17 protein-coding genes are annotated in these 21,590 nt (G+C 52.4%); 7 read left to right on the top strand and 10 right to left on the bottom strand.

Going from position 1 to position 21,590, the window contains the following annotated elements:
• Positions 1–49 precede the first annotated feature (49 nt).
• The 3 genes from EH228_RS07145 to EH228_RS07135 all read right to left on the bottom strand — a co-directional run bounded on the left by EH228_RS07145 (position 50) and on the right by EH228_RS07135 (position 2,762).
• Positions 50–835, bottom strand: coding sequence for a transporter substrate-binding domain-containing protein (locus tag EH228_RS07145; RefSeq protein WP_152320978.1), 786 nt, complete (start codon positions 833–835; stop codon positions 50–52).
• A gap of 73 nt (positions 836–908) precedes the next feature.
• Complete coding sequence (locus EH228_RS07140; protein ID WP_152320977.1) at positions 909–1,883, bottom strand: agmatinase; 975 nt, start codon at positions 1,881–1,883, stop codon at positions 909–911.
• A gap of 21 nt (positions 1,884–1,904) precedes the next feature.
• Positions 1,905–2,762 (bottom strand): MurR/RpiR family transcriptional regulator, encoded by an 858-nt coding sequence (locus tag EH228_RS07135; RefSeq protein ID WP_240116249.1) that lies wholly within the window; start codon positions 2,760–2,762, stop codon positions 1,905–1,907.
• Positions 2,763–2,938: 176 nt separating this feature from the next.
• Here EH228_RS07135 and EH228_RS20170 point away from each other — a divergent pair, with 176 nt between their 5' ends.
• Positions 2,939–3,082, top strand: coding sequence for a hypothetical protein (locus EH228_RS20170; RefSeq protein WP_193323293.1), 144 nt, complete (start codon positions 2,939–2,941; stop codon positions 3,080–3,082).
• Between the two features lie 98 nt (positions 3,083–3,180).
• Here the strand turns inward: EH228_RS20170 and EH228_RS07130 are convergent, their stop codons facing one another.
• Positions 3,181–5,241 carry an FUSC family protein gene (locus EH228_RS07130; RefSeq protein ID WP_152320976.1) on the bottom strand — a complete coding sequence of 687 codons (2,061 nt, stop codon included), beginning with the start codon at positions 5,239–5,241 and terminating at the stop codon, positions 3,181–3,183.
• A 775-nt stretch (positions 5,242–6,016) separates the two neighbouring features.
• Here EH228_RS07130 and EH228_RS07125 point away from each other — a divergent pair.
• Positions 6,017–6,721: a YoaK family protein gene (locus tag EH228_RS07125; RefSeq protein ID WP_152320975.1), complete on the top strand. Its 705-nt coding sequence runs from the start codon at positions 6,017–6,019 to the stop codon at positions 6,719–6,721.
• Positions 6,722–6,772: 51 nt separating this feature from the next.
• Here EH228_RS07125 and EH228_RS07120 read toward each other — a convergent pair whose 3' ends face one another.
• Positions 6,773–7,669, bottom strand: a complete 897-nt coding sequence (locus EH228_RS07120) for a LysR family transcriptional regulator (RefSeq protein WP_152320974.1) — start codon at positions 7,667–7,669, stop codon at positions 6,773–6,775.
• Positions 7,670–7,856: 187 nt separating this feature from the next.
• Here EH228_RS07120 and EH228_RS07115 point away from each other — a divergent pair, with 187 nt between their 5' ends.
• The 5 genes from EH228_RS07115 to aroD all read left to right on the top strand — a co-directional run bounded on the left by EH228_RS07115 (position 7,857) and on the right by aroD (position 13,548).
• Entirely contained in the window at positions 7,857–9,344 is a 1,488-nt protein-coding gene (locus EH228_RS07115; RefSeq protein WP_152320973.1) for a UbiD family decarboxylase, read from the top strand.
• Positions 9,345–9,353: 9 nt separating this feature from the next.
• A complete protein-coding gene (locus EH228_RS07110) occupies positions 9,354–9,968 on the top strand; it encodes a UbiX family flavin prenyltransferase (protein WP_152320972.1) in 615 nt (204 codons plus the stop codon).
• Entirely contained in the window at positions 9,968–10,687 is a 720-nt protein-coding gene (locus EH228_RS07105) for a DUF554 domain-containing protein (RefSeq protein WP_152320971.1), read from the top strand. Before EH228_RS07110 ends, EH228_RS07105 begins: the two co-directional genes overlap by 1 nt.
• A 309-nt stretch (positions 10,688–10,996) precedes the next feature.
• Positions 10,997–12,532: a NosD domain-containing protein gene (locus tag EH228_RS07100; RefSeq protein ID WP_152320970.1), complete on the top strand. Its 1,536-nt coding sequence runs from the start codon at positions 10,997–10,999 to the stop codon at positions 12,530–12,532.
• Positions 12,533–12,651: 119 nt separating this feature from the next.
• A complete protein-coding gene (gene aroD / locus EH228_RS07095) occupies positions 12,652–13,548 on the top strand; it encodes a type I 3-dehydroquinate dehydratase (RefSeq protein WP_152320969.1) in 897 nt (298 codons plus the stop codon).
• A gap of 75 nt (positions 13,549–13,623) precedes the next feature.
• Here the strand turns inward: aroD and EH228_RS07090 are convergent, their stop codons facing one another.
• From EH228_RS07090 to EH228_RS07070, 5 genes are read right to left on the bottom strand one after another with little or no spacing between them, the layout of a single operon-like run.
• The gene (locus EH228_RS07090) at positions 13,624–15,033 is read right to left on the bottom strand and encodes a heavy metal sensor histidine kinase (protein WP_152320968.1); all 1,410 of its coding nucleotides are present in this window, start codon (positions 15,031–15,033) and stop codon (positions 13,624–13,626) included.
• Positions 15,030–15,719: a heavy metal response regulator transcription factor gene (locus EH228_RS07085; RefSeq protein WP_152320967.1), complete on the bottom strand. Its 690-nt coding sequence runs from the start codon at positions 15,717–15,719 to the stop codon at positions 15,030–15,032. Before EH228_RS07085 ends, EH228_RS07090 begins: the two co-directional genes overlap by 4 nt.
• Positions 15,716–18,820 (bottom strand): efflux RND transporter permease subunit, encoded by a 3,105-nt coding sequence (locus tag EH228_RS07080; RefSeq protein ID WP_152320966.1) that lies wholly within the window; start codon positions 18,818–18,820, stop codon positions 15,716–15,718. The genes EH228_RS07085 and EH228_RS07080 overlap by 4 nt, the downstream gene beginning before the upstream one ends.
• Positions 18,817–19,986 carry an efflux RND transporter periplasmic adaptor subunit gene (locus EH228_RS07075; protein ID WP_240116248.1) on the bottom strand — a complete coding sequence of 390 codons (1,170 nt, stop codon included), beginning with the start codon at positions 19,984–19,986 and terminating at the stop codon, positions 18,817–18,819. The genes EH228_RS07080 and EH228_RS07075 overlap by 4 nt, the downstream gene beginning before the upstream one ends.
• Positions 19,973–21,424 (bottom strand): efflux transporter outer membrane subunit, encoded by a 1,452-nt coding sequence (locus EH228_RS07070; protein ID WP_152320965.1) that lies wholly within the window; start codon positions 21,422–21,424, stop codon positions 19,973–19,975. Before EH228_RS07070 ends, EH228_RS07075 begins: the two co-directional genes overlap by 14 nt.
• Positions 21,425–21,590: the final 166 nt, after the last annotated feature.

The raw sequence follows: 21,590 nt of genomic DNA, 5'->3' as shown, positions 1-21,590 counted from the left end.
TAATAAGCTGATAAGCCGAGGGTGGCGTTGCGTGAAGTGGCGTCATGGTTTATTCCGGCAGGTTGCCCGCGGGTGCGCCTAACCATTTTTGCGACAGCTTATCAATTGTGCCGTCAGCCCTGGCGGCGCGCAGGATCTCATTCACTTTCGCTACCAGCGCCGGGTTTCCCTTGGGTAAACCGACATAGCAAGGGGAATTAGACAGGATAACCTTCAGTTGAATATCCAGACTGGGATGTTTCTGTTTCAGTGTACTGGCCACGGTGGTGCCAATCGCCACCAGGTCGGTCTGCCCGGAAAGATAGGAGGAGATCGTGCTGTTATTATCTTCAAAACGACGGACTATCGCTTTGGGGGCCAGTGTCGTCAGTTCTTCATCCTGCATTGAACCGCGGGTAACCGACACGGTTTTGCCTGCCAGTTCGGCGCCATTGCCAGCTTTGACGTTGGATTTGCCAAATATCGCATCAAAAAAAGGCGCGTAGGCGATGCTGTAGTCAATCACTTTGGCGCGTTCGGCGGTTTTACCCAGCGACGAGATGGTCATATCCGCCTTGCCGGTTTGCAGGTAAGGCACGCGATTGGGGCCGGTTACCGGGATCAATTGCAGTTTCACGCCCAGCTTATCGGCGATAAGTTTAGCGGTATCAATGTCAATTCCCTGGGGCTGCATGTCGCTGCCGACAAAACCATAGGGAGGGTAATCCTCGGGCACGGCGATACGCACTGTTTTGGTTTGTATCATCTTATCCAGCAGATCGGCTGCCGTGGCATTTAAACTGCAACAGGCCATGGCGATGCTGAACAGTGCTGCGAGCGTAAAATTTTTTTTCATTGCTTTCTTCCCCTTAAAAGGATGGTGTGCATTGGCACAGACATAACCCTGTGGTATTGGCGCAAATAACCGTTTATTTTTTATTGAAATAGCCGGCTCGTACCGCGCTGCCAATTAAATTGACAAAGAAACGACAGGCGGTGATGGCGGTAATTTGATTGATATCTTTCTTTGGCGTTATTTCGACCAGGTCCATGCCGACCACCCGGCCTTTTTTTACCAGGCCATGGATCAGCTTGCGCATCTGGTGGTAAGTGACGCCGCCCAGCGCCGGGCCATTCACCGCGGGCATGATGGTGGGATCAATGCCATCGGCGTCGCAGGTAATGTAGTAATGTCCGCCAGCGGGGATGCGGGCCAACACCGCCTCGATGCCTTCATCATGCAACTGATGGGCCGGGATTAAATGGGCGCCGTAAGCCAGGGCGGCATCGACTTCTTCCTGACGGGCAGAGCCATTGGCGCGCAGACCTATCTGATAAATTTCACCAATGTGCGGCATCTCTGATGCCCGGCGAATCGGGCTGGAGTAGCCATCGGTCACGCCATTGACCTCCTGACGCCAGTCGAGATGGGCATCGACATGGATCAGGGTGATGGTTTCGCCTAATTCGTCCAGCGCGCGCAGTACCGGGATGGGAACGCCATGATCACCGCCGATCACCAGCGGCATCCCACCCAGTTGCAGAATTTTGCGGACCACCGCTTCCGCCGCTGCATAGTGCTGGCCGGGCTTGCGCGCGTCACCGGCAATATCCCCGCAGTCCACCATGCGAATAGCCTGATTTGCCATCAGCGGGCCGCCAATATCAAAGTCATAGCGCTCAATACTGCGTACGGCGCGATCCGTCGCCTGGCGTACCGCAGTGGGGCCATTGGTCTGATCGTTAGTGACTTCATCAATAGAATAAGGTGAACCATAGGGGATACCCAGTACCGCGATATCCACGGAGTCGAGCGTATTTAAATCACTGACGACCTCAGAATAGAGCAGGCTTTTATGGCCATGTTTCGGCGGCGTGGTCAGTTCAGGTTTATAGGGTGTCATCATTTTCCTCTGGTCAGGTCGTTAATTCAGGCTCCACCATTCACCGGCTGCCCATAATTGTTCTTCGGTTTTTTTCACCGCCGATTGAATATCGACGCGGGCATTGGCAGCGAATAACGCCACCAGTAATTCACTGACTAATAACGCGGGGGTAAGGGTGTCGAAAAAAGAGGTGGTTTTTTTCTTGACGATAATGGTCTCGGTCGCCAGCCTGGCCAGTGGGGAACTGGCGTTATCGGTGATGGCGGCAATTTTGACGCGTTGTTGCGCCAGATAACGGGTCAGCGTCACGGCGCGCCGGGCATAAGGCGCCAGACTGGCCACCAGCAGCACATCTTTCGGACCGATATCATGCATCAGAGTCATTATGCCGCTCTCACCGCCGCCCTCAATCAGTTGCACATTAGCGGTGAACCAACTGCTGATGTAATGAAAGTGAAACGCGACCGGGAAAGAAGAACGCAAACCGAGGCAATAAATGGTGCGGGCCTCTGAGAGCAGTTTGCCGGTTCGTAAAATTGCCGCCAGGTTATCCTGCTGGCACAAGGACTCAATGTGCGCCAACGTGGTGCCGGCCAGGTCACGTAACAGCGAATCCTCTCCCTGGGTCTTTTTCATTGCCACCAGTCCGGGAACGCGTGATTCATATTCGAGTCCCTGGCGGCGGATCGTGGCAATAAAAACATCCCGCAGTTCATCGTAGCCGCCAAATCCCAGTCGTTTTGCCAGGCGGGTCATCGTTGAAGGGGGAACATCGGCGATCCGTGACTGCTCCCGCATCGACATCACGGCCACTTCCTGCGGATGATCCAGCACAAAGCCTGCAGCGAGGCGCTCCTGACGCGGGAGTTGTTCATAGAGAGTTTTGAGTTTCGCCATCAGGTCTGCCTGCTTCATCATGCCACCCGTTGCTGAATTGACCCAATCAGAAATGCAAGGCATATGCCAGAAATGGTTGGTATTGATTCATCTGATTCAGATAAAGGCAGGGATAAATGCCGATGCGACAGCAGGGAGTTGACGGGTGATTCAGAATTGACTGGATTGATTCAACGATGCCGAAAAAATATTTTGTCGGCACTATCCTGCCGACTGTCGCGTTGGCGCAGCAGAATGTTCTCTGCTCGTTGTTGGCGCATCGCCTGCATGTCTGGCGGGGCATTGACTTATCCCAGACGGGGAGGGCCTGTCCCCGGTAGACCGTTTTGTCTGTTGGCGGCCTGAAAAACAGGTCATGCGGTGTTTACTGTTCTGTGGCCCCTCATGCGACAGCATCGCCAGGTTATCCTCGCGCCGGTCAATATTCCTGCTCTTTGAGGCGGGGCCAGCCGTTATCAGGAAACAACGACAGGCGCAGGCTGTATAAATGGAACAGCGGTGTGAAGAGCTGATCATCCGCGGTGGCCAGATTTTCCAACATCACTAACAGCTGGTCTAACGCATCCAGCAGATCTGGATGCGGCATGGTTTTCAGGGATTTCATCCGTTGTTGTAAAAACCGTGCCAACTCGTGGAACATCTGCCCGTTATCGATGCGGTAATTGCTCAGTATCTGCTGGTGACGGGCATAATAGTCGTAGCAGTTCACACCCAGCCACACTTCAGTGACCAGGTTGCCCGCCGCGAGCAGGTCCGGATGTGGATCAAGGCGCATACGCGGCAGAATGACGTTCACTCGCTCCAGCATACCGGTGATAAATTGCTGACGTCTCAGTAAAGAGGCGCCGTTTCGTTCCATTTCTTTCACAAAGCGTAGCAGCTCGCGCAATCCCGAACGCACCGCGCGGCGGGCGATCCAGGAGGGGCGTTTGTTGCGGATCAGCGCGGTGATGACCACCGCAAACAATACACCCGTCATTGAGGCGATAGCGGTGTTGAGCATCCCCGGAAGATCAGGGGTGAGATAGTGGCTTAACCCAATAAAGCCCGGGAGTTGTACTGCTGCGCTCAGGCCAATCATGTTGGTGGCAGGATTGGCGATCACTAACCCCAGCGCGATAAGTCCCGGTGTCAGGCAGATGATCAGCGCTTCAAAAGTGATGGCCTGCGGGATCAACACTGCAACATATATCACGCTGATGATGATGGAAATCACGACCCCTTTAATGAACAATTTCATTGAGTTGCCTGGTGTGTCCACGCCAGCGAAAAAGGAACTCAGGATCGCGGCCATCATTGGGGCGGTGGCGCCATGCAGCCAGCCGCTGCCTATCCATAACAGGCAGGCACCCAATGTCGCCAGCAGAGAGGTGGTGGCGGAGAGCAACAGCAAGCCGGTATCAGTATGAGGACGCGCCCGTTCTTTACGGGCAAGGCGGGTATCGCCAGAGAGATCGCTAACCAGGTCGCTGACGCTTTGGTATGCCCCGGCGATGCGTACAAAGTCAGCCAGTCGCTCAAGCAGTCCGCTCAACAGCAGGCAGTCGCCCACGGGCAGTCCCTCTTGCCGCCAGGCATTTTTTAGCGCGTTTTGACTGGCGGTGAGCATGGACTGGATGTCGCTGGTGTCGCCAACGCCTTCGCTGGCGTTTAGCCATAACAAGAACTGTTGAAATGCCACGGCGACGCTTTCAGGAACGTGGATCTGTTGTTGTTGCAACTGTTGTAAACGGCGCTCGATGGCGGTCAGCGTAGGGATCAGGTAGGACAGATGCCGGTATTGCACGCTGATCAGGCGGATCAGACTACGGGCCGCATCGCCCTCATAGACACAGTGGGTGATCAGTGTTTCGACCTGCTGCGGATATTGCGCCATGCGGATCAGGATCTCTTCACGCTCTGGTGATTTATCCCGTGGAATGCCGGTCAGTAGATCGCTGCACAGCTGGCGTCCGTTCTGATACCAGACGCTGACGCTCTGCTCCAGCAGACGGCGCATGGACACTGGCAGCAGCAAACGGTGTACGACACTGCTGCAGGTGACGCCAAGCGTTATTTCTTCGATGCGCGAAATCACCGTTTCGGTAATCGACAATGGCATGGTAACGCCAGGAAAGCCCATGATTGCCGCGCTGTAACCCGCCAGCATAAAGACATAGCTTTTCGGTGTTCTGTCGAGCAACGACAGGTACAGACAAACGCTGACCCACAGTGAAACGCACAGGCTGAAGAGTATCGGCGACTGCACGGTCTCGGGATAAATCAGGAAGATAAATATTCCCCCCAGCAAAGTTCCCATCAGGCGAAACACTGATTTGGAAATCGTCGCGGCGGAGTAAAGCTGGGAAGAGACGTAGACCGTGGTCAACGCCCAGGCCGGTTTATCCAGGTTAAGTTCAAGAGCGATATAAAGGGCCAGAAAGGCGGCAAGACAGGTCTTAAGTGAAAAAAGGACGGCGTTTTTTGAAAACCACTGCATGACAAAGTTGTTACCAGAAGGCACGGTGTAGTGCAGCATCCTGCCAGAATAAACAGTTAATTCATGGGGTTTACTACGTCAAATTGTTTCGCAATAAAAAAATATATTCCCGGTTAGTGATAAATAGCACCTTTGATTGTGTAGATCTTCTTAAGGAATAAGTGGATCTGGCAGGGGGCTCAGCCTGGGAGGATCACCGGGCGTCAGTCATGGTAACCTTTGGGAGAGTATTCAGCTGCAATTGATTGATTATTAACTTCTATTTTTATCGATAATAACAGAGGGGGTTCTGAGTTGTCGGGCGGCGCAATTTTTTTCAGCATGACTGTCTGTTTTTTGATTATATCTGGTGTTTTTTTCTAATAAAATTCACTATTTTCTGGTTTTACGCTGGAACAATATTTGTGGAGTTACGCGTAACATTTCACTTATAAGATCTGTCAATGATACAGATCAAGAAAATGTCATTTTGTGAGCAAGGAAGCGGCTGGCACCATAAAAAAAATTCGTAAAAGGTCTGGCAGGAAGGTCGGGTTAGTCTTCTTCCGGTGGGGAGGGGATAACGGGAAGATGAATGCCGCGTGGTGATGGAGACGCTTGTGTCATTGCCTAAATGATCAGATTATTCAGGTTATGTAAACCCTGAATAAGAGCAGTGCAAGAAGATAGCCAGTGCAGGAGGGGAAGTGATTCGGCTGACTGAATGGGGCTAACGGACATGCGGTTTGCAGTATGACGGGGATAAAACTTTATGTTACGACGCCGGGTTTGCTAAATGTTAGTGACAACAGATGAAGCAAGAACCATCAACACAGATAGTCGTTTGGCTTGTACTTTAGCCGCTATTGCCGGGGCGCTTAACACCGCTGCTTTTGAAATCGTCGGTTTTTTCTCGGCAAACATGACGGGGAATGTTTCGTCATTGTCAGATAACATCGCCAAAGCCAATTTAAAAGTAGGGATTTTCTTCCTGACGATAATAGGCCTGTTTATTGCCGGTTCAGTTTTCTCAACCCTCATTATTAATGCGGGTCGGCGCCATGGTATCCGTTCAATCTATGCCGTTAATATTTTAATTGAAGGCGCGGCGTTAATCCTGTTAGGTATGACTGAACGCTGGCTGCATCCTGCCTCGCCAGGGATGATACTTATTTTTTGTCTCAGTTTTTTGATGGGCTTACAAAATGCGGTGGTGACCCGTATTTCGAATGCCAGAGTAAGAACCACCCATGTTTCTGGAACGTCGACCGATATCGGTATTGAACTTGCCATGCTGTTTGATGTTCTGCGGCGTAAAGAATCCCCGAAAGACGCGCCGCTCTATATTGGTCGGCTCAGACTGCACTTTTATACTTTAGTGGCGTTTTTACTCGGGGGGGTGGCAGGGATATGGCTGTTTCATCTGCTGGGCTATACGTTCCTGATGGTGATTGGCGTGGTTCTGGTGTATCTCTCACTGAACGCCATTTGCCGCAAATGATCAGGACAGCGGCATGGCGTCTTACCGGTAATGTGCTTTTCCTGACGGCGGTTAATTCACCTTATCGGTCAGTTGGCGGGCATAACTGATAAAGTTCTTCAGCGTGTGACGATAGCGGCGACGTTGCCAGGCCAGCGTCAGTGTGGTGGTGGCCTGCGCATCGTCGAGCTGGCAATAGCTGACCTCCGGCAGCAGTACCGAGCGCTGTGTTTCCGGCACCACAGTGACGCCCGCGCCCATCGCCACCAGTCCCATCGCCACGGAGACATCGCGTGTGGTTTGAATCTTTCTCGGGATAAAACCTGCGCGGTGACAGGCGGCAAGTACCGACCAGCCCAGTCCAATTCCCGGTGGATCTTCCTGAATCATAAATGTTTCGTTGGACAGGGCGCTCAGCGAAATTCGCGCCTGGCCCACCAGCGGATGCTGAGCGGGCAATACCACGGTCAGTGGCCGGGTGACGAGATCAAGGTAATCCAGTTGGTCATACTTTGGCACTGGCGAGCGGATCAGGGCCACATCCAGCCGGTCATCCATCAGTCTGGTAAGCTGCGTGTCAACATTATGTTCTTCAATTGTGATGTCAATGGTCGGGTTAGCCTGTCGGTAACCATTAATTAACCGTGCCAGGCTCGGTTCAAGGATCGAGCTGCCGACATAGCCTAACGTCAGATGTCCCTGCAGACCCTGTTTCAGAATGCTGGCGTGTTCGCGGAAACGGGCGAAATGGCTGAGCGCGATACTGGCCTGCGCCACCAGTTGTTCGCCTTCCCAGGTCAGGGCGACATTGCGTTTGTCGCGCACAAAGAGCGCCATTCCTACTTCCTGTTCCAGAGCTTTTAGCTGCTGGCTTAACGCGGGTTGCGCGATATTAAGTCGTTGTGCAGCGTTGCCAAAATGCAGTTCCTCGGAAAGCACCATAAACGCTTGTAAGTGCCTGTAGTCCACGCTGAACGCTCCCATTGACTGATAACCACCGCTTATTTAAATGCCGGCAAACCTTATTGGACAGTTATCACTGAAATTCTAAAACTGGAGGGGAAGTAAACCATAACCCTCTGCCAGCATGATGAAAAGCACGACGGGGGAACGGATCCCACCACGACTTGACGACAAGAGTTTGAGAGGATTTAACATGTCTGAGAATCAGAAAAAAGTAACGGATTTACGCAGCGCGATTGCACTGCTCAGTGAGTACGAGGATGAGCTGATTTACACGGATGAACCGGTAGACCCTATTGCCGAGCTGTCCGGCGTGTACCGTTACGTCGGGGCAAATGGCACGGTCCAGCGTCCAACTCAAATTGGCCCGGCAATGATCTTTAACAAAATTAAAGGTTATAACGACATGCGGGTGCTGATTGGGCTGTTGTCTTCGCGTAAACGCGTTGCCCGCCTGTTTGGCACCAGTCAGGAAAATTTGGCCTTTATGCTGAAGGACTCGGTCCAGCATCCGATCGCGCCGATTGTTATCCCTCGGGAAAAAGCAGTCTGCCAGGAAGTTGTGCATCTGGCCACTGATCCGGGTTTCGATATCCTGAAAATTCTACCGGCGCCAACCAATACACCGGAAGATGCTGGTCCTTATTTCACTCTCGGGATGTGTTACGCCGCAGACCCGGAAACGGGTGAGCATGATGTGACTATTCACCGACTTTGCGTGCAGAGCAAAGATGAAATCTCCATGTATTTTGTGCCAGGCCGTCACCTTGATGTCTTCCGGCAAAAAGCCGAAGCACAGGGTAAAGCGCTGCCTGTTTCTATCAGCATCGGCGTCGATCCGGCGATTGAAATTGGCGCCTGTTTTGAGCCGCCAACCACCCCGCTGGGTTTTGATGAACTCTCCATCGCGGGCAGCCTGCGTAACCAGCCCGTCGAGCTGACCGACTGCGTATCGATTAACGCCCGCGCCATCGCCAATGCGGAAGTGGTGATTGAAGGTGAACTGCTGCCCAATGTGCGGGTGCGGGAAGATCAGAATACCAATACCGGCAAAGCGATGCCTGAATTCCCCGGTTATACCGGCGATGCCCAGGCGGCGGTACCGGTTATTAAAGTGAAAGCTATTACCCACCGTAAGCACCCCATTCTGCAAACCTGCATTGGCCCAAGCGATGAACACACCAATATGGCGGGTATTCCGACTGAGGCCAGTATTTTGCAGATGGTGGAACGCGCGCTACCTGGTTTTGTGCAGAACGTGCATTGTCCATCGCCAGGTACCGGCAAATATCTGGCCGTGTTGCAGGTGAAAAAACGCAACGCGAACGATGAAGGTCGTCAGCGTCAGGCCGCCTTGCTGGCGTTCTCTGCGTTCTCCGAACTGAAGCATGTGATGCTGGTGGATGAAGATGTCGATGTGTTTGATATGAACGATGTGATGTGGGCGATGACCACCCGCTATCAGGGGGATGTCAGTACGGTCTTTATTCCCGGCGTGCGTTGCCATCCGCTCGACCCGTCATCTGATCCGGCATTCAGCCCATCCATTCGTGGTCACGGTATTGCCTGCAAAACTATTTTCGACTGCACCGTGCCATATAGCCTGAAGCATAACTTCAAACGTTGTGCGTTTATGGCAGTGGATGTGAACCGCTTTATTCCTGGGTTTAATAAAAAATAAGGAGTGGTGATGTCAGGGGATGCAAACAATATTGTTAACAAGCGGGTGATCGTCGGCATCAGCGGCGCCTCGGGATTTTCCTATGGCGTGCAGGTACTGCACTACCTGCGTCAGCTAAATGTGGAAAGCCATGTGGTTATTTCTCCAGCGGCACATCTTAATCGTGAACACGAGACCAGCCTGAGCGAGGAGGATGTCACTGGGCTGGCGGATGTGGTTTATCCCTTCCGCGCCGTAGGGGCGGCGATAGCCAGCGGATCATTTCGTACCGATGGCATGATTGTGGCTCCCTGTTCAATGCATACCCTGGCAGCCATCGCCAATGGCCTGACCGACAATCTATTGACCCGCGCCGCCGACGTGGTGTTGAAAGAGCGTCGGCGGCTGGTATTAATGGCCCGGGAAACGCCGTTACATGCCGGACATTTACGCAATATGCAATGGGTGACAGAAATGGGGGGAATTGTTTTTCCGCCAGTCCCCGCATTGTATGCACGTCCTCAGAGTGTTGCAGAGATAGTCGCTCACAGTGCGGCGCGTGCTTTGGGATTACTGGATCTCGACTGTGCGGCACTCCCGCGCTGGGGAGAATCAATTGAGTCAGTTAACGGGAGCATAATCTAATGATCATTGGACCTTATATTAACGGTTCCGCCGTTTTTCTGGGAGGGATTGCCGGTGCATTAGTCAGCACCCGCTTACCAGAGCGTGTGCGTCTGAGTATGCCACTCATCTTTGGTGCGGCCTCAATGTGTATGGGGATAGTGTTGGTGATGAAAGTAGCGCATATGCCGGTAATGGTATTATCGGTGATTTTAGGCGCGCTGCTCGGTGAGTTGGTGTATCTCGAAAAAGGCATCGGGAAGTTAGGCGGTAAGGCAAAAGGGCTGGTGGAACTGCTGGTGAAGCCAGCTGTTGGGGATGCGGCATCGCAGGCGACATATTTACAAAATTACGTGTCGATTATTGTGTTGTTTTGCGCCAGTGGTACCGGGATCTTTGGTTCGATGCATGAAGGCATGACCGGTGACACCAGCGTACTGATCGCCAAGTCATTCCTCGATATTTTTACTGCGGCGATCTTCGCGACGTCGTTGGGGTTTGCGGTGGCGATCATTGCGGTGCCACAGTTGATTATCCAATTGCTACTGGCATATGGGGCGGTACATATTTTGCCGTTGACCACGCCGGCGATGCAGGCGGATTTTTCTGCCGTCGGCGGGGTATTGATGTTTGCCACTGGTTTCAGGATCTGCGGAATTAAATTATTCCCGGTGGCGAATATGATCCCGGCATTAATTTTAGCGATGCCAGTATCTTCCATCTGGACACACTTTTTTTGAGAGAAGTATCAGTAGAAAATCCATTATTAATGACACGTTTAAAAACGATATTATTTTACCTTTAGTTGATTTGTTTATTTACAGGCTCTGTTTTCCATGGGGAGCTCATTTTTATTTATTGAAATGGGCTTTTTTATAGTTAATATTATTTGTCGTCGATTACAGATGTTGCCAATAAATTGATTTCGATCATGTGTTAAATTTTTCTCAGGCGTATTCTTTATTGAGGTCTTAATAATTTTATGTGGATAGCAAAGACCAGGTAGCGCTATCGCGCTTGTTGATTATTATTTCAATTTCAGGTGAGATATGTCTAAGAATAAAATAACACTTCTGCTGACTTTAATATTGCCTTTTGCCAGCTTCGCAGCGGAAAATGGCGATTTAACTGAGGTGTTAAAAGTCGTTTCGGTCGCAGACAATGGCGGTTTGGGGACATTAAGGTGGGCGCTGGATAGAAATAATCTTAAGCCAGGGAAATACCGTATCGAAATAGATTTACCAGACAATTCTCCCATGGTGATTAAACCAGGGAGACCGTTGCCGCCCGTGCAGGGACCGGTTGATATTATCAATATGAACTGGTTACGGGATGGCCATTATGTGGCTATTGACGGCTCAGCTTATATTAAGCAGCTCGATCCCCGTAGCTGTCCGGGCGCGGTGCCAGGGCAATATGGTGCCAATGTTCGTACCACCTCGTTACCTGGGCTGGTACTGAAAGATACTCATGATGTGACCTTGCAAGGTGTTGAAATTCGCAATTTTTGTGTCGGTATCCTGATTAACCGTGCCAGTAATAACGTGATTGAGGATAACCGTATCGTTGCCAATCACGGTGGGGCGGGACTGATGATGACCGGGGATGACGGACAGGGCAACTCTACAGCAACCACTACTGAGCGTAATAAAATTATTCGTAATCAGTTTATTAACAACGGCGACGGTATGGAAGCGACGCGAGGGGCCTCTTTCAACTTGATTGCTGATAATCTGATTACCACCGATGCCAGTAACCCGGAACCATCACAGGGACTGGAAATGCTATGGGGCAATGATAACGAGGTGATTCACAATCACTTCCAGAACTACTCGGATGGGGTGCAACTGAACTGGGGCAATCGTAATTATATCGCCGCCAATACCTTTGATCACCTGTCTTCCGCGGTGACCCTTAGCGGCACGGGTAATATCGTCGCGGGCAACCGTATGGTGCATAACCGCGTGGCGGTCTCTGTCCGGCCACAGGGTGAAGCGGGTAAAAATGGCCGTTTCGGCATTAACCGCATTACTGGTCCGGCGATTAATCGCATCACAGAAAATATCATGTTCGATAACGGTGACGATATTAAACGTTGCTTTGCCGGTGGCAGTTGTTTACCCGGCTATGCTGGCGCGATTGTTTTTAATGTTCCAGGCCTGGAACATGCCGCGTTTATTGGTAATCGCGGTGGTGGGGTCAGTAATGATCCGGAAAAACTCGAGAAAATTTGCGCCATCGACGGTAATATCGTCGGTTGTGAAAAAACGCCGAATAAAGATCAGCACCCACCCATGCTATCGAAAGTGGTACGTAAGGCAGATCAATTGACCATCAGTGGCAGTATTAAAGGTGAGGCCAATACAATATATCGTCTGGAATTTTTCTCTAACAGTAAAGCAGATATGAATGAGGCAGAGAACTATCTGGGTGATGAAATGGTGCCTGTTAAAGCGGATGGTCAGGCGACGTTTACTTATTCGCTATCATTACCGGCAGGTTTAACTATTGCCAATGTGACCTCAACCGCTACCACTGAAGATGGTGCGACCTCAACACTGAGTAAACCCACGGTTGTCAGATAATTAATGGATATCATCCGCATTCGATTTTTAATTAAAATATAAATTTTAATTCGTCGTCATGACGCGGCTTAATGATACCCGTACCATTATTTGATGCGAACTCTATGGAGAGTTAAATTGTGAATATATCTAAATCGATTATTGCAATAGCGTTATTGCTGGGGGGCACGGGTTGTGCGCTGCTATCTTCACCCGTATGGGCAGCAACCAGTGCGCCCGCCGCAGTAGTGACGCAGCGGCACGCGATAGCGATAAAAATAAGAAATACCGTTATTGGCGAAGGTGTGCCGAAAATTATTATTCCCACCACCGGCAGTACGGCGGAGCAAGTGCTGATGCAGGCCAGGGCTATTGGCGAAAATCCGGATGCGGACCTGATTGAATTCCGTATCGATTACCTGGATTTCGCGGTTGATGCCGCTCAGGTAGCGGCGTTAGGTCAACAGATTGTGGCGTTGGTTCATGGTAAGCCGCTGATCCTGACCTTCCGCACTAAAGCAGAAGGCGGTGCACGGGAAATCAGTGATAAAGCGTATGGTCAGTTATATCTGGCGCTGATTAAGGCTCACTTTATCGATATTCTCGATCTGGAGATGTTTCGTCAGCCTGCCATGGTGCATCAGGTGTTGGCAGCGGCACATCAAGCCGGGATCAAAGTGGTGTTGTCCAGCCACGACTTCAATAAAACGCCGGAAACCGCCGAGCTGGTGGCCCGTTTACGCAGGCAGGATGCGATGGGCGCGGATATCCTGAAAATAGCGGTGATGCCGCATAATGTGGCGGATGTGTTGAAGCTATTGGATGCCACCGCACAGGTGCGCGATCACTATTCCCGAAAACCGTTGTTAACCATGTCGATGGGGGGATTGGGTGCGGTCACGCGCTTGTCTGGTCAGGTGTTTGGTTCTGATCTGACCTTTGGCATGAGCGGCGAGGCGTCCGCGCCAGGCCAGATCGATGCCAGCTCATTGCGTCAGGTGCTGAATACGGTCAATGATGCGATGGAGGCTAAATAACGACCGGACTGATAGTATATCAACCAGCCGGCGGACAGGGATGGTGTTACCCGCTGGCTGGCTAACGTTCCGCCACTATGGCATGGCACGTTGGGGTTTAGGCAATATCAGGATAAATTTGCTGCCTTTGCCGGGTTCGCTTTCTACGACTATCTTCCCGCCGTGGATTTCGGCAATGGTTTTAACGATAGCCAAACCTAAACCGGTGTTTTCAGTCATGCTGCGGGCCGCTTCAATACGATAAAAACGGTCAAAAATCAGCGGTAAATGCTCAGCGGCAATCCCTTCCCCATTGTCTTCGATACTGATCCAGGTCAGGGTCTCATTACTGGCGGCGTTGAGAATAATCTCCCCGTTTTTATCCGTATGGCGGATGGCATTGGACAGTAAGTTTGATAATGCCCGTTGTAATAACTGTGGATCAGCCAATAATGCGACATCTCCCTGGCTCAGCAGCGTTATATTTTTCTCCTCCGCCAGCACATCGTAAAAATCAATTAATTTTTCAAATTCATGGCGGCTGTTCAACCACTCTTTCGTCAGCGGTTCGCGACTGTTATCGGCCCTGGCCAGGAACAGCATTGACGAGACCATGCGGGATAAACGTTCGCCTTCTTCGACAATGGCGGCCAGTGTTTCCTGGTATTCTTCGTGGCTGCGGTCTTTTGACTGGGTCACGCTGGCGGCTGAAATCAGGTTATTGATCGGCGCGCGGAGTTCGTGGGAGATGTCAGAGGAAAATCGATTCAATTTTTTAAAGGAGGCTTCCAGGCGCATCATCATTTGGTCGAATGAAGCCGCCAGGGCGTTGAGTTCTGTCGGCCAGCTTTGGGGGGAAAGGCGGGTATGCAGATCATCGGCATGAATTTTTTCCATTTCAGCACTAATAGTCCGCAGAGGCGATAAACCGCGACGGGCCAGCCAGAAACCTAAAGCAGAAAAAAGGATAATCGCCAGCGCGGCGATTAACAGCATTTTCTGATAATAGTTTTCAATGATTTCATCATTTTTTGATACATTCAATGCGGCCTGAACCACCCAGTGTTGGTTATTTTTTAAGGTGAAAACGGTGGCGCTGATTAAATATTTTTCTTTATATTTTCCAGCGTGATAATGCCATGGTTGATAACGGAATGTTGCTGTCGCGGGTAGGAAATCAGCCGGTGGAACGCGCATGTTTTCTGACTGGATATAAACTTTTCCATCCGGGTTGATAATGCGTAGAGATAATCTTTCCTGCTGGGCGATAAATTCAAACACATCTTTCTGCCACTGCTCAGTCATACTGGGTTTTTCACTGATGGCGGTGACCATTTCCTGTTGAAAACGCATTGAATGATATAATTCTTGCTCATCTTTCTTATTAAGCTTGACCCGCATGTTGGCGTACAGCAAACCAGAGACACTGTATAATACAATCGCCATGGTGATGGAGAAATATAAGGTCAGGCGAACGGTTATCGACAGGTTACGCAATGATTTCATGATTTACGTAATTCCAGGACATAACCGGCGCCCCGCAGCGTATGCAGCAGTTTGTCTTCAAAGTTGTCATCGATTTTACTGCGCAGGCGGCGGATGGCGACATCGATAACATTGGTTTCAGGATCAAAATTCATATCCCAAACCTGTTCCGCTAATACGGTGCGTGACAGGACTTCACCGGAGCGGCGCATTAACAGGCTGAGCAACAGGAACTCTTTTTGCGTCAGTTCGATACGCTCGCCTGAACGAAAGACTTTATGTTTACGCAAGTCGAGAGTCAGGTCGCTGACTTGCAACAGGTGCTCTTCAGCCGCGGGGGACTGGGCCGTCTGACGACGTAAAATGACCCGGGTTCTGGCGAGTAATTCGCTGAAAGAAAAGGGTTTTATCAGGTAATCTTCCGCGCCCAACTCCAGTCCGTGTACCCGGTCCTCAACATCATCCCGGGCGGTCAGGAACATAATTGGTGTCTGTTTACCCGCCTGGCGTGCCATTTCAATGATCTTCCAGCCGTCAATACCGGGCAACATGACATCCAGAATGGCCAGATCATAATCATTGCTCAGCAAAAAATGCAGTCCATCAATACCGTTACCGGCTACGTCAACGACGAAATCATTTTCCGTCAGCCCCTTAGCGATATATTCAGCGGCCATTTTTTGATCTTCTACCAACAACAATCTCATGAATATTCCTTTGCTGGCGCCGGATCGACGGTCTTTTGCGCCCGTGCGGGTTTATTTGTCCAACGGCTGAACCAAAGATAGACCACTGGCGTGGTATAGAGCGTCAAGGCCTGGGAAAGCAATAATCCTCCGATGATAGCGATACCCAGCGGCTGGCGTAATTCCGAACCCGCACCAACCCCCAGCGCCAGCGGTATCGCACCGAGCAACGCCGCCATGGTGGTCATCATAATTGGCCGGAAACGCAACAGGCACCCCTGGCGTATGGCCTGATGTGGATTGAGCCCTTCATTACGCTCGGCAGAAAGGGCGAAATCCACCATCATGATGGCATTCTTCTTAACGATCCCCACTAATAATAGAATACCAATCATGCCCATAATTGATAAATCCTGCCCACACAGGATCAGGGCCGCCAGCGCGCCGATACCGGCGGAAGGTAAGGTAGAAATGATGGTCAACGGATGAATAGCGCTTTCATACAACACCCCCAGCAGAATATATACCGCAATGATGGCTGACAGGATAAGCCAGGGTTGAGATTTCAGCGAACTTTGGAAGGATTGCGCAGTACCCTGGAAGGTGGCGGAAATGCTGTCCGGCAATCCGGCTTGCAACGCGGCATGTTGGATGGCGGTCACGGCGTTTCCCAGCGACTGACCGGCGGCCAGGTTAAATGACAATGTTACTGCCGGGAACGGCCCCTGGTGGTTGACCGTTACGGGCGCCAGACCTGGACGTAAATGTCCCAGTATGCTCAGCGGCACCAGGTTGTTGTTGATACTGGAGCGTACGTAGAGATGTTGCAGGTTATCGCTGTTCATCTGCCAGTGCGGATTCAATTCCAGAATAACGTGGTTTTGATCGAGCTGAGTATACAGGGTCGCCACCTGGCGCTGACCGAAGGCATCATACAGCACATTGTCGATATCCGACACGGAGACGCCGAGTCGGGATGCCACCTCCCGGTCGATAACCAGCGTCATCTGGGTGGCCAGCGCTTGCTGATCTGAGGTGACATCGGTAAGTTGCGGCAGTTTTTTGAGTTGTGCCAGTAAGACCCCGGACCAGTGGCTCAGTGCGGTACTGTCCGCTGCCTCAAGTGTATATTGATATTGGGTTTTGCTGGCGCGGGCGCCAATCTGGATATCCTGTTGCGCCTGCATATACAGTGCCACGCCGGGGATATTGTGTGTTTGCTGACGCAATCGCGCGATCACCGTTGTCGCGCTGTCCCGTCGCTGAGAGAACGGCTTCAGACTGATAATCATATGCGCCTGGCTGATGGTGGGGTTGGCGCCAATCCAATAGCGCACGGTGTCTACCGCCGGATCCGCCTGGACAATCCGTGATATTTGCGCCACCTGGCCGCGCATGTTATCAAAACTGATATCGGGGGACGCTTCCACCACTCCGGTTATTTGCCCAGTGTCCTGGGCCGGGAAAAAACCTTTCGGGATCCAGATGTAAAGCAATACCGTCAGTACCAGAGTCAGTACCGTGACGCTTAATGTCAGACGTTGGTGACTGAGCACCCAATCGAGACTGCGACGATAACCCGCCAGCATCTGTTCGAACAGATTTTCAATAAACAGATACAGACGGCCATGTTTTTCGGTGCTGTGGCTTTTAAGAATTCGCGCACTCAGCATCGGCGTCACCGTCAGCGCCACAATACCGGACATCAGCACCGCTATACTGATGGTGACGGCAAACTCACGAAATAAACGGCCAATAATGCCGCCCATCAGCAGGATGGGGACAAACACGGTGATCAACGACAAGGTCATGGATACGATGGTGGACCCCACTTCGGAGACCCCATCCAGGGCTGCCTGTCGCACATTTTTGCCCATCTCCGTATGGCGTACGATATTCTCCATCACCACCACGGCATCATCCACGACAAACCCCACCGCAATCGACAGCGCCATGACCGACAGGTTGTCGAGGCTGTATCCCAACAAATACATCACGCCGAAGGTGGCCAGCAGCGACAGGGGAATGGTCACCGTGGGGATCAGCGTTGCTGAAAAGTTGCGCAGGAAGACAAATATCACCGCCACCACCAGAGCGACTGACAGCAGCAAGGTAAACTGGACATCATGGATTGAGGCTTCGATAGTCTGGGTTCGATCCCCTACGATGGTCACCTGTACATCTGCCGGCAGCGACGCGCGAAGCTGGGGCAGGCGGGCCTTGATGGCGTTAACGGTATCAATAACGTTAAAACCAGCCTGTTTATGGACATCGGCGATCACCGTTTGTTGCCCCTGTAAACGGGCGGTCTCTTTATTATCTTCTGCCGCATCAATCACTTTCCCCAGGTCACCCAGATGAATGGGGGTGCCGTTTTTATACGCCACCACCAGCTTTTCAAATTGTCCGGCATGGAGCAATTGATCGGTGCTGTTGAGGGTGACAGTACGCTCGGTGTTGCTGAGATTGCCTTTGGGCGCATCCAGCGTACTGAGACCTACCACACTACGCAGGTCCTCAAGGGTGAGCCCACGTGTCGCCAGCGCGTCGGGGTCAATCTGGATCCGCACCGCAGGATGCTGCTGTCCGTGGAAATCCACCAGTCCGACGCCTGGCATTTGGGAAAGCTGTTGTCCCAGATAGTGTTCGGCATATTCATCCAGCTCAGGCAATGGACGCGTTTTAGAGGTCAGCGCCAGGGAAATAATGGTCGCCTCGGCCGGATTGACCTTGTGGAACGTCGGCGGGTTGGGCATTTCTTTCGGCAACTGGCCGTTGGCCGAGGTCAGTGCGGTTTGCACGTCCTGTGCAGCTGCGTTGATATCACGTGATAAATCGAACTGCATCGCGATGCTGGTGACGCCAAGGGAACTGGCAGAGGTCATCGAGGTGACCTCCGGCACGGCGGATAACGCTTTTTCTAACGGAGTCGCCACCGAGGTCGCCATGGTCTCGGCGCTGGCCCCCGGCAGGCTGGCGGAAATCTGAATCGTGGGGAAATCCACCTGAGGTAATGGTGCCACCGGTAACAAAAAATAGGCCACGGCGCCGATCAGCATCACGCCGAGGGCAACCAGACTGGTGCCGATATGGCGGCGGATAAAGGGTTCGAACAGGCTCATTGTCCGTCTCCTGTCAGTGTGGCAGCAGCAGGGGCTGGCTGTACGGGAGAAACTTTCGTTCCGTCCGTCAGGCGGAACTGGCCTGCCGTCACGACGTTTTGTCCCGGCTCGATACCGCTGATGATTTGCTGCATACCATCGACGACTTCACCGACCCGGACCTGACGAGGTGAGGCGGTGTTATTGGCATTAACGAGATAAATAAAACTGCCCTGTTGTCCTTGTTGTACCGCTGTCGCCGGCACGACAGTCGCGCCGTTAATTGTGCCTTCCAACAAACGCACGCTCACCAGTTCTCCCGGCCATAACATGCCGTTAGCATTGGCAAAATCGGCCTTGAGTTGAATTTGCCCGCTGCCGCTGTTTACCTGGCTGTCAATAAAAGCCAACTTACCGCTGGCAAGTTGCTGGTTATTGTCCCGCGTCAGGGCCACTACAGTTAACGGCGCTTTACTGTTCGCCGCCATGATGGCGGGCAATTCATCTTGTGAAACGGAGAACTGGATGGAAATCGGGTCCAGTTGCGTGATGGTCACCAGGCCACTGGTATCCGCACCGTGCACAATGGCACCGGCATCAATCAACCGTTGGCCAGTCCGCCCGGTTATTGGCGAGGTAATACGGGTAAAGCTCAGCTGTAATTTTGCAATATCCAGATTAGCCTGATCGCCTTCGATGGCGGCCCGCAACGCGGCGACCTGGGCGCGCAACGTATCGACGGTCTGGGTCGGTCCTGCACCCGCTGCCGCCAGTTTTTGCGCCCGGGTATAGTCTACCAGGCTGCTGGTCAACTGGGCCTGGTCTTTATCCAGCGTCGCTTTGGCCTGTAACGCCTGTGCCTGGTAGGTGCGCGGGTCTACCAGCCCCAGCAGGTCACCGGCATGGACCAACTGCCCCTCCCGGAAATAGACTTGTTGCAACTGGCCGTCGACCCGGACTTTTACATTGACCGCGTTTTGCGCCTGAACGTTACCGATAGCATCCAGAGTCACCGGCAAGTCGCGCCGTTCAGCGGTTTGTACTACCACCGGTATCGCAGGTGCCGCCACGTTTTTTTTCGGTGCGGCGCCGAGGTAACGGTAAGCTGGAATCGCGATCGCCAGGCAGACTATCCCGGCAACCATTGGGCGTCGGGCGCGTGAAGGTGATGTATTACGATTGGTCACGGGTTATCCCACCTGAAATATGTGCAGTTTTGCCAGAGGCTGGCTGCTGAGCGGTGGTGCTAAAATCGCCGCCCAGCGCCCGGAAAAGCCCTACGGTGGCTTGCAAACGCAGGAGTTTCATTTGTAAACGCTGGTCCTCGCTCTGATAAAGCGTACGCTCAACCGTCAGCAAGGTTTGATAATCGATACTGCCTAATTTGAAGCGGATTTGTGCCAGGCGATCGGCCTCGCGGGCTGATGCCACGGCGGCGGCATTGAATGCATCCGCCTGGCTAAATTGATTCACCGCACTGAGTTGGGTCTCTACATCCTGAAAGGCTTCCAGCAAGGTTTCTTTATAACTGGCCGCCAGTTCCCTGGCATGGGCGTTATCCACTTTCAACTGGCCGCGCAGCGCCCCGCCAGCGAAAACAGGTTGGGTCAGGTTGCTGATCAGGCTCCACAACGTACCGCCAGTGAGGGTATCGATCCCCGCCTGAGGGGTGATGGTGATATCGGGAAGAAAAGCCGCACGGGCCGCGCCGATATCATCGTTGGCTGAGATCAGGCGCGCTTCCGCCGCCTGGATATCAGGACGGCGGCGCAGTAAAGCTGCCGGGAAACTCGTCTGGGGTATCGGTGCGGTGATATGGGTCAGATCGTTGGTCTGGATATGCAACGATTCCGGATTTTCCCCCGCCAGCACCGCCAGCATGAAACGGGCCTGGTCGCTTTGCTGTTGCAGGGTCTTTACCGTAGCCAGATAGGTTTGCATGACATTAAGCTGTTGTTCCACTTCCAGACTGGATGCGACACCGAGCCGTGCCTGGGTTTGGATCAGACCTAAAATCCGCTGTTCGTCAGCGGCTATCCTTTGTGCCAGGGCGATGCGCTCATTCAGCGAGAGTACCTGAAAATAGGTATCGGCAATGGTGGCCGTCAGGGTCATGCGCACGGTTTGCGCGTCGAAAAACGACGCTTTGGCCAGCGCGTCGGCGGAATGGAAGCGGGCCTGGTTTTTACCCCAGAAATCCACCTCGTAGCTGGCCTGGCCGTAAACGCCTGCTTTCGCTGTCGTGGAGTAGTTATTCTGTCGGGTATAAAGGCCGGTCAGAGAAAGCGCAGGATAGCGCGCCGCGCCGTTGACTTCCGCCACGCCCTGGGCCTCTTCAACCCGGCTCATCGCCGCCTGTAAATTGAAGTTTTTGCTCAGTCCGCGAGCCATGATCTCATCAAGCTCATCACTGCCGAAATTTTGCCACCATGCGCCCCCAGCGGGCACCGTTTTCTCCCCGTTGGGCAGTGACGAGGACCACTGCGAGGCCATCGACACTGTCGGGCGATGCCAGGTGGGAACCAGCGAACAACCGCTTAACAACAGGCAGGCGATCAGCAGGTTGCCGCATCTTTTACCGGGAACAGAAAATAAAATATTGCGTGGTTGTAACCCATTGGGCATGACGAAAATGTCTCCAGTCCACTACCAGATGCCACCACGAGCGCTGACGTCTGCAAAATGTGGCTTTGCCCTGGCTTCTGAGCCAGGCGACTCATAGTAAGAAAACGTATGGGTTTCAATTATAAGGAGGAGGTCATGGCAGTTATCGCACCTGAACATTACATTC

The organism is Erwinia endophytica (assembly GCF_009295515.1).
GTDB classification, from domain to species: Bacteria; Pseudomonadota; Gammaproteobacteria; order Enterobacterales; family Enterobacteriaceae; genus Erwinia; species Erwinia endophytica.
This window is presented reverse-complemented; position numbering and strand designations above follow the sequence as displayed.

What these genes read in the sequence shown, in the direction of transcription:
- EH228_RS07145 (WP_152320978.1), bottom strand. Translation starts at nt 835, where the DNA reads ATGAAAAAAAATTTTACGCTCGCAGCACTGTTCAGCATCGCCATGGCC.
- EH228_RS07140 (WP_152320977.1), bottom strand. Translation starts at nt 1,883, where the DNA reads ATGACACCCTATAAACCTGAACTGACCACGCCGCCGAAACATGGCCAT.
- EH228_RS07135 (WP_240116249.1), bottom strand. Translation starts at nt 2,762, where the DNA reads ATGGCGAAACTCAAAACTCTCTATGAACAACTCCCGCGTCAGGAGCGC.
- EH228_RS20170 (WP_193323293.1), top strand. Translation starts at nt 2,939, where the DNA reads ATGCCGAAAAAATATTTTGTCGGCACTATCCTGCCGACTGTCGCGTTG.
- EH228_RS07130 (WP_152320976.1), bottom strand. Translation starts at nt 5,241, where the DNA reads ATGCAGTGGTTTTCAAAAAACGCCGTCCTTTTTTCACTTAAGACCTGT.
- EH228_RS07125 (WP_152320975.1), top strand. Translation starts at nt 6,017, where the DNA reads ATGTTAGTGACAACAGATGAAGCAAGAACCATCAACACAGATAGTCGT.
- EH228_RS07115 (WP_152320973.1), top strand. Translation starts at nt 7,857, where the DNA reads ATGTCTGAGAATCAGAAAAAAGTAACGGATTTACGCAGCGCGATTGCA.
- EH228_RS07110 (WP_152320972.1), top strand. Translation starts at nt 9,354, where the DNA reads ATGTCAGGGGATGCAAACAATATTGTTAACAAGCGGGTGATCGTCGGC.
- EH228_RS07105 (WP_152320971.1), top strand. Translation starts at nt 9,968, where the DNA reads ATGATCATTGGACCTTATATTAACGGTTCCGCCGTTTTTCTGGGAGGG.
- EH228_RS07100 (WP_152320970.1), top strand. Translation starts at nt 10,997, where the DNA reads ATGTCTAAGAATAAAATAACACTTCTGCTGACTTTAATATTGCCTTTT.
- EH228_RS07090 (WP_152320968.1), bottom strand. Translation starts at nt 15,033, where the DNA reads ATGAAATCATTGCGTAACCTGTCGATAACCGTTCGCCTGACCTTATAT.
- EH228_RS07085 (WP_152320967.1), bottom strand. Translation starts at nt 15,719, where the DNA reads ATGAGATTGTTGTTGGTAGAAGATCAAAAAATGGCCGCTGAATATATC.
- EH228_RS07080 (WP_152320966.1), bottom strand. Translation starts at nt 18,820, where the DNA reads ATGAGCCTGTTCGAACCCTTTATCCGCCGCCATATCGGCACCAGTCTG.
- EH228_RS07070 (WP_152320965.1), bottom strand. Translation starts at nt 21,424, where the DNA reads ATGCCCAATGGGTTACAACCACGCAATATTTTATTTTCTGTTCCCGGT.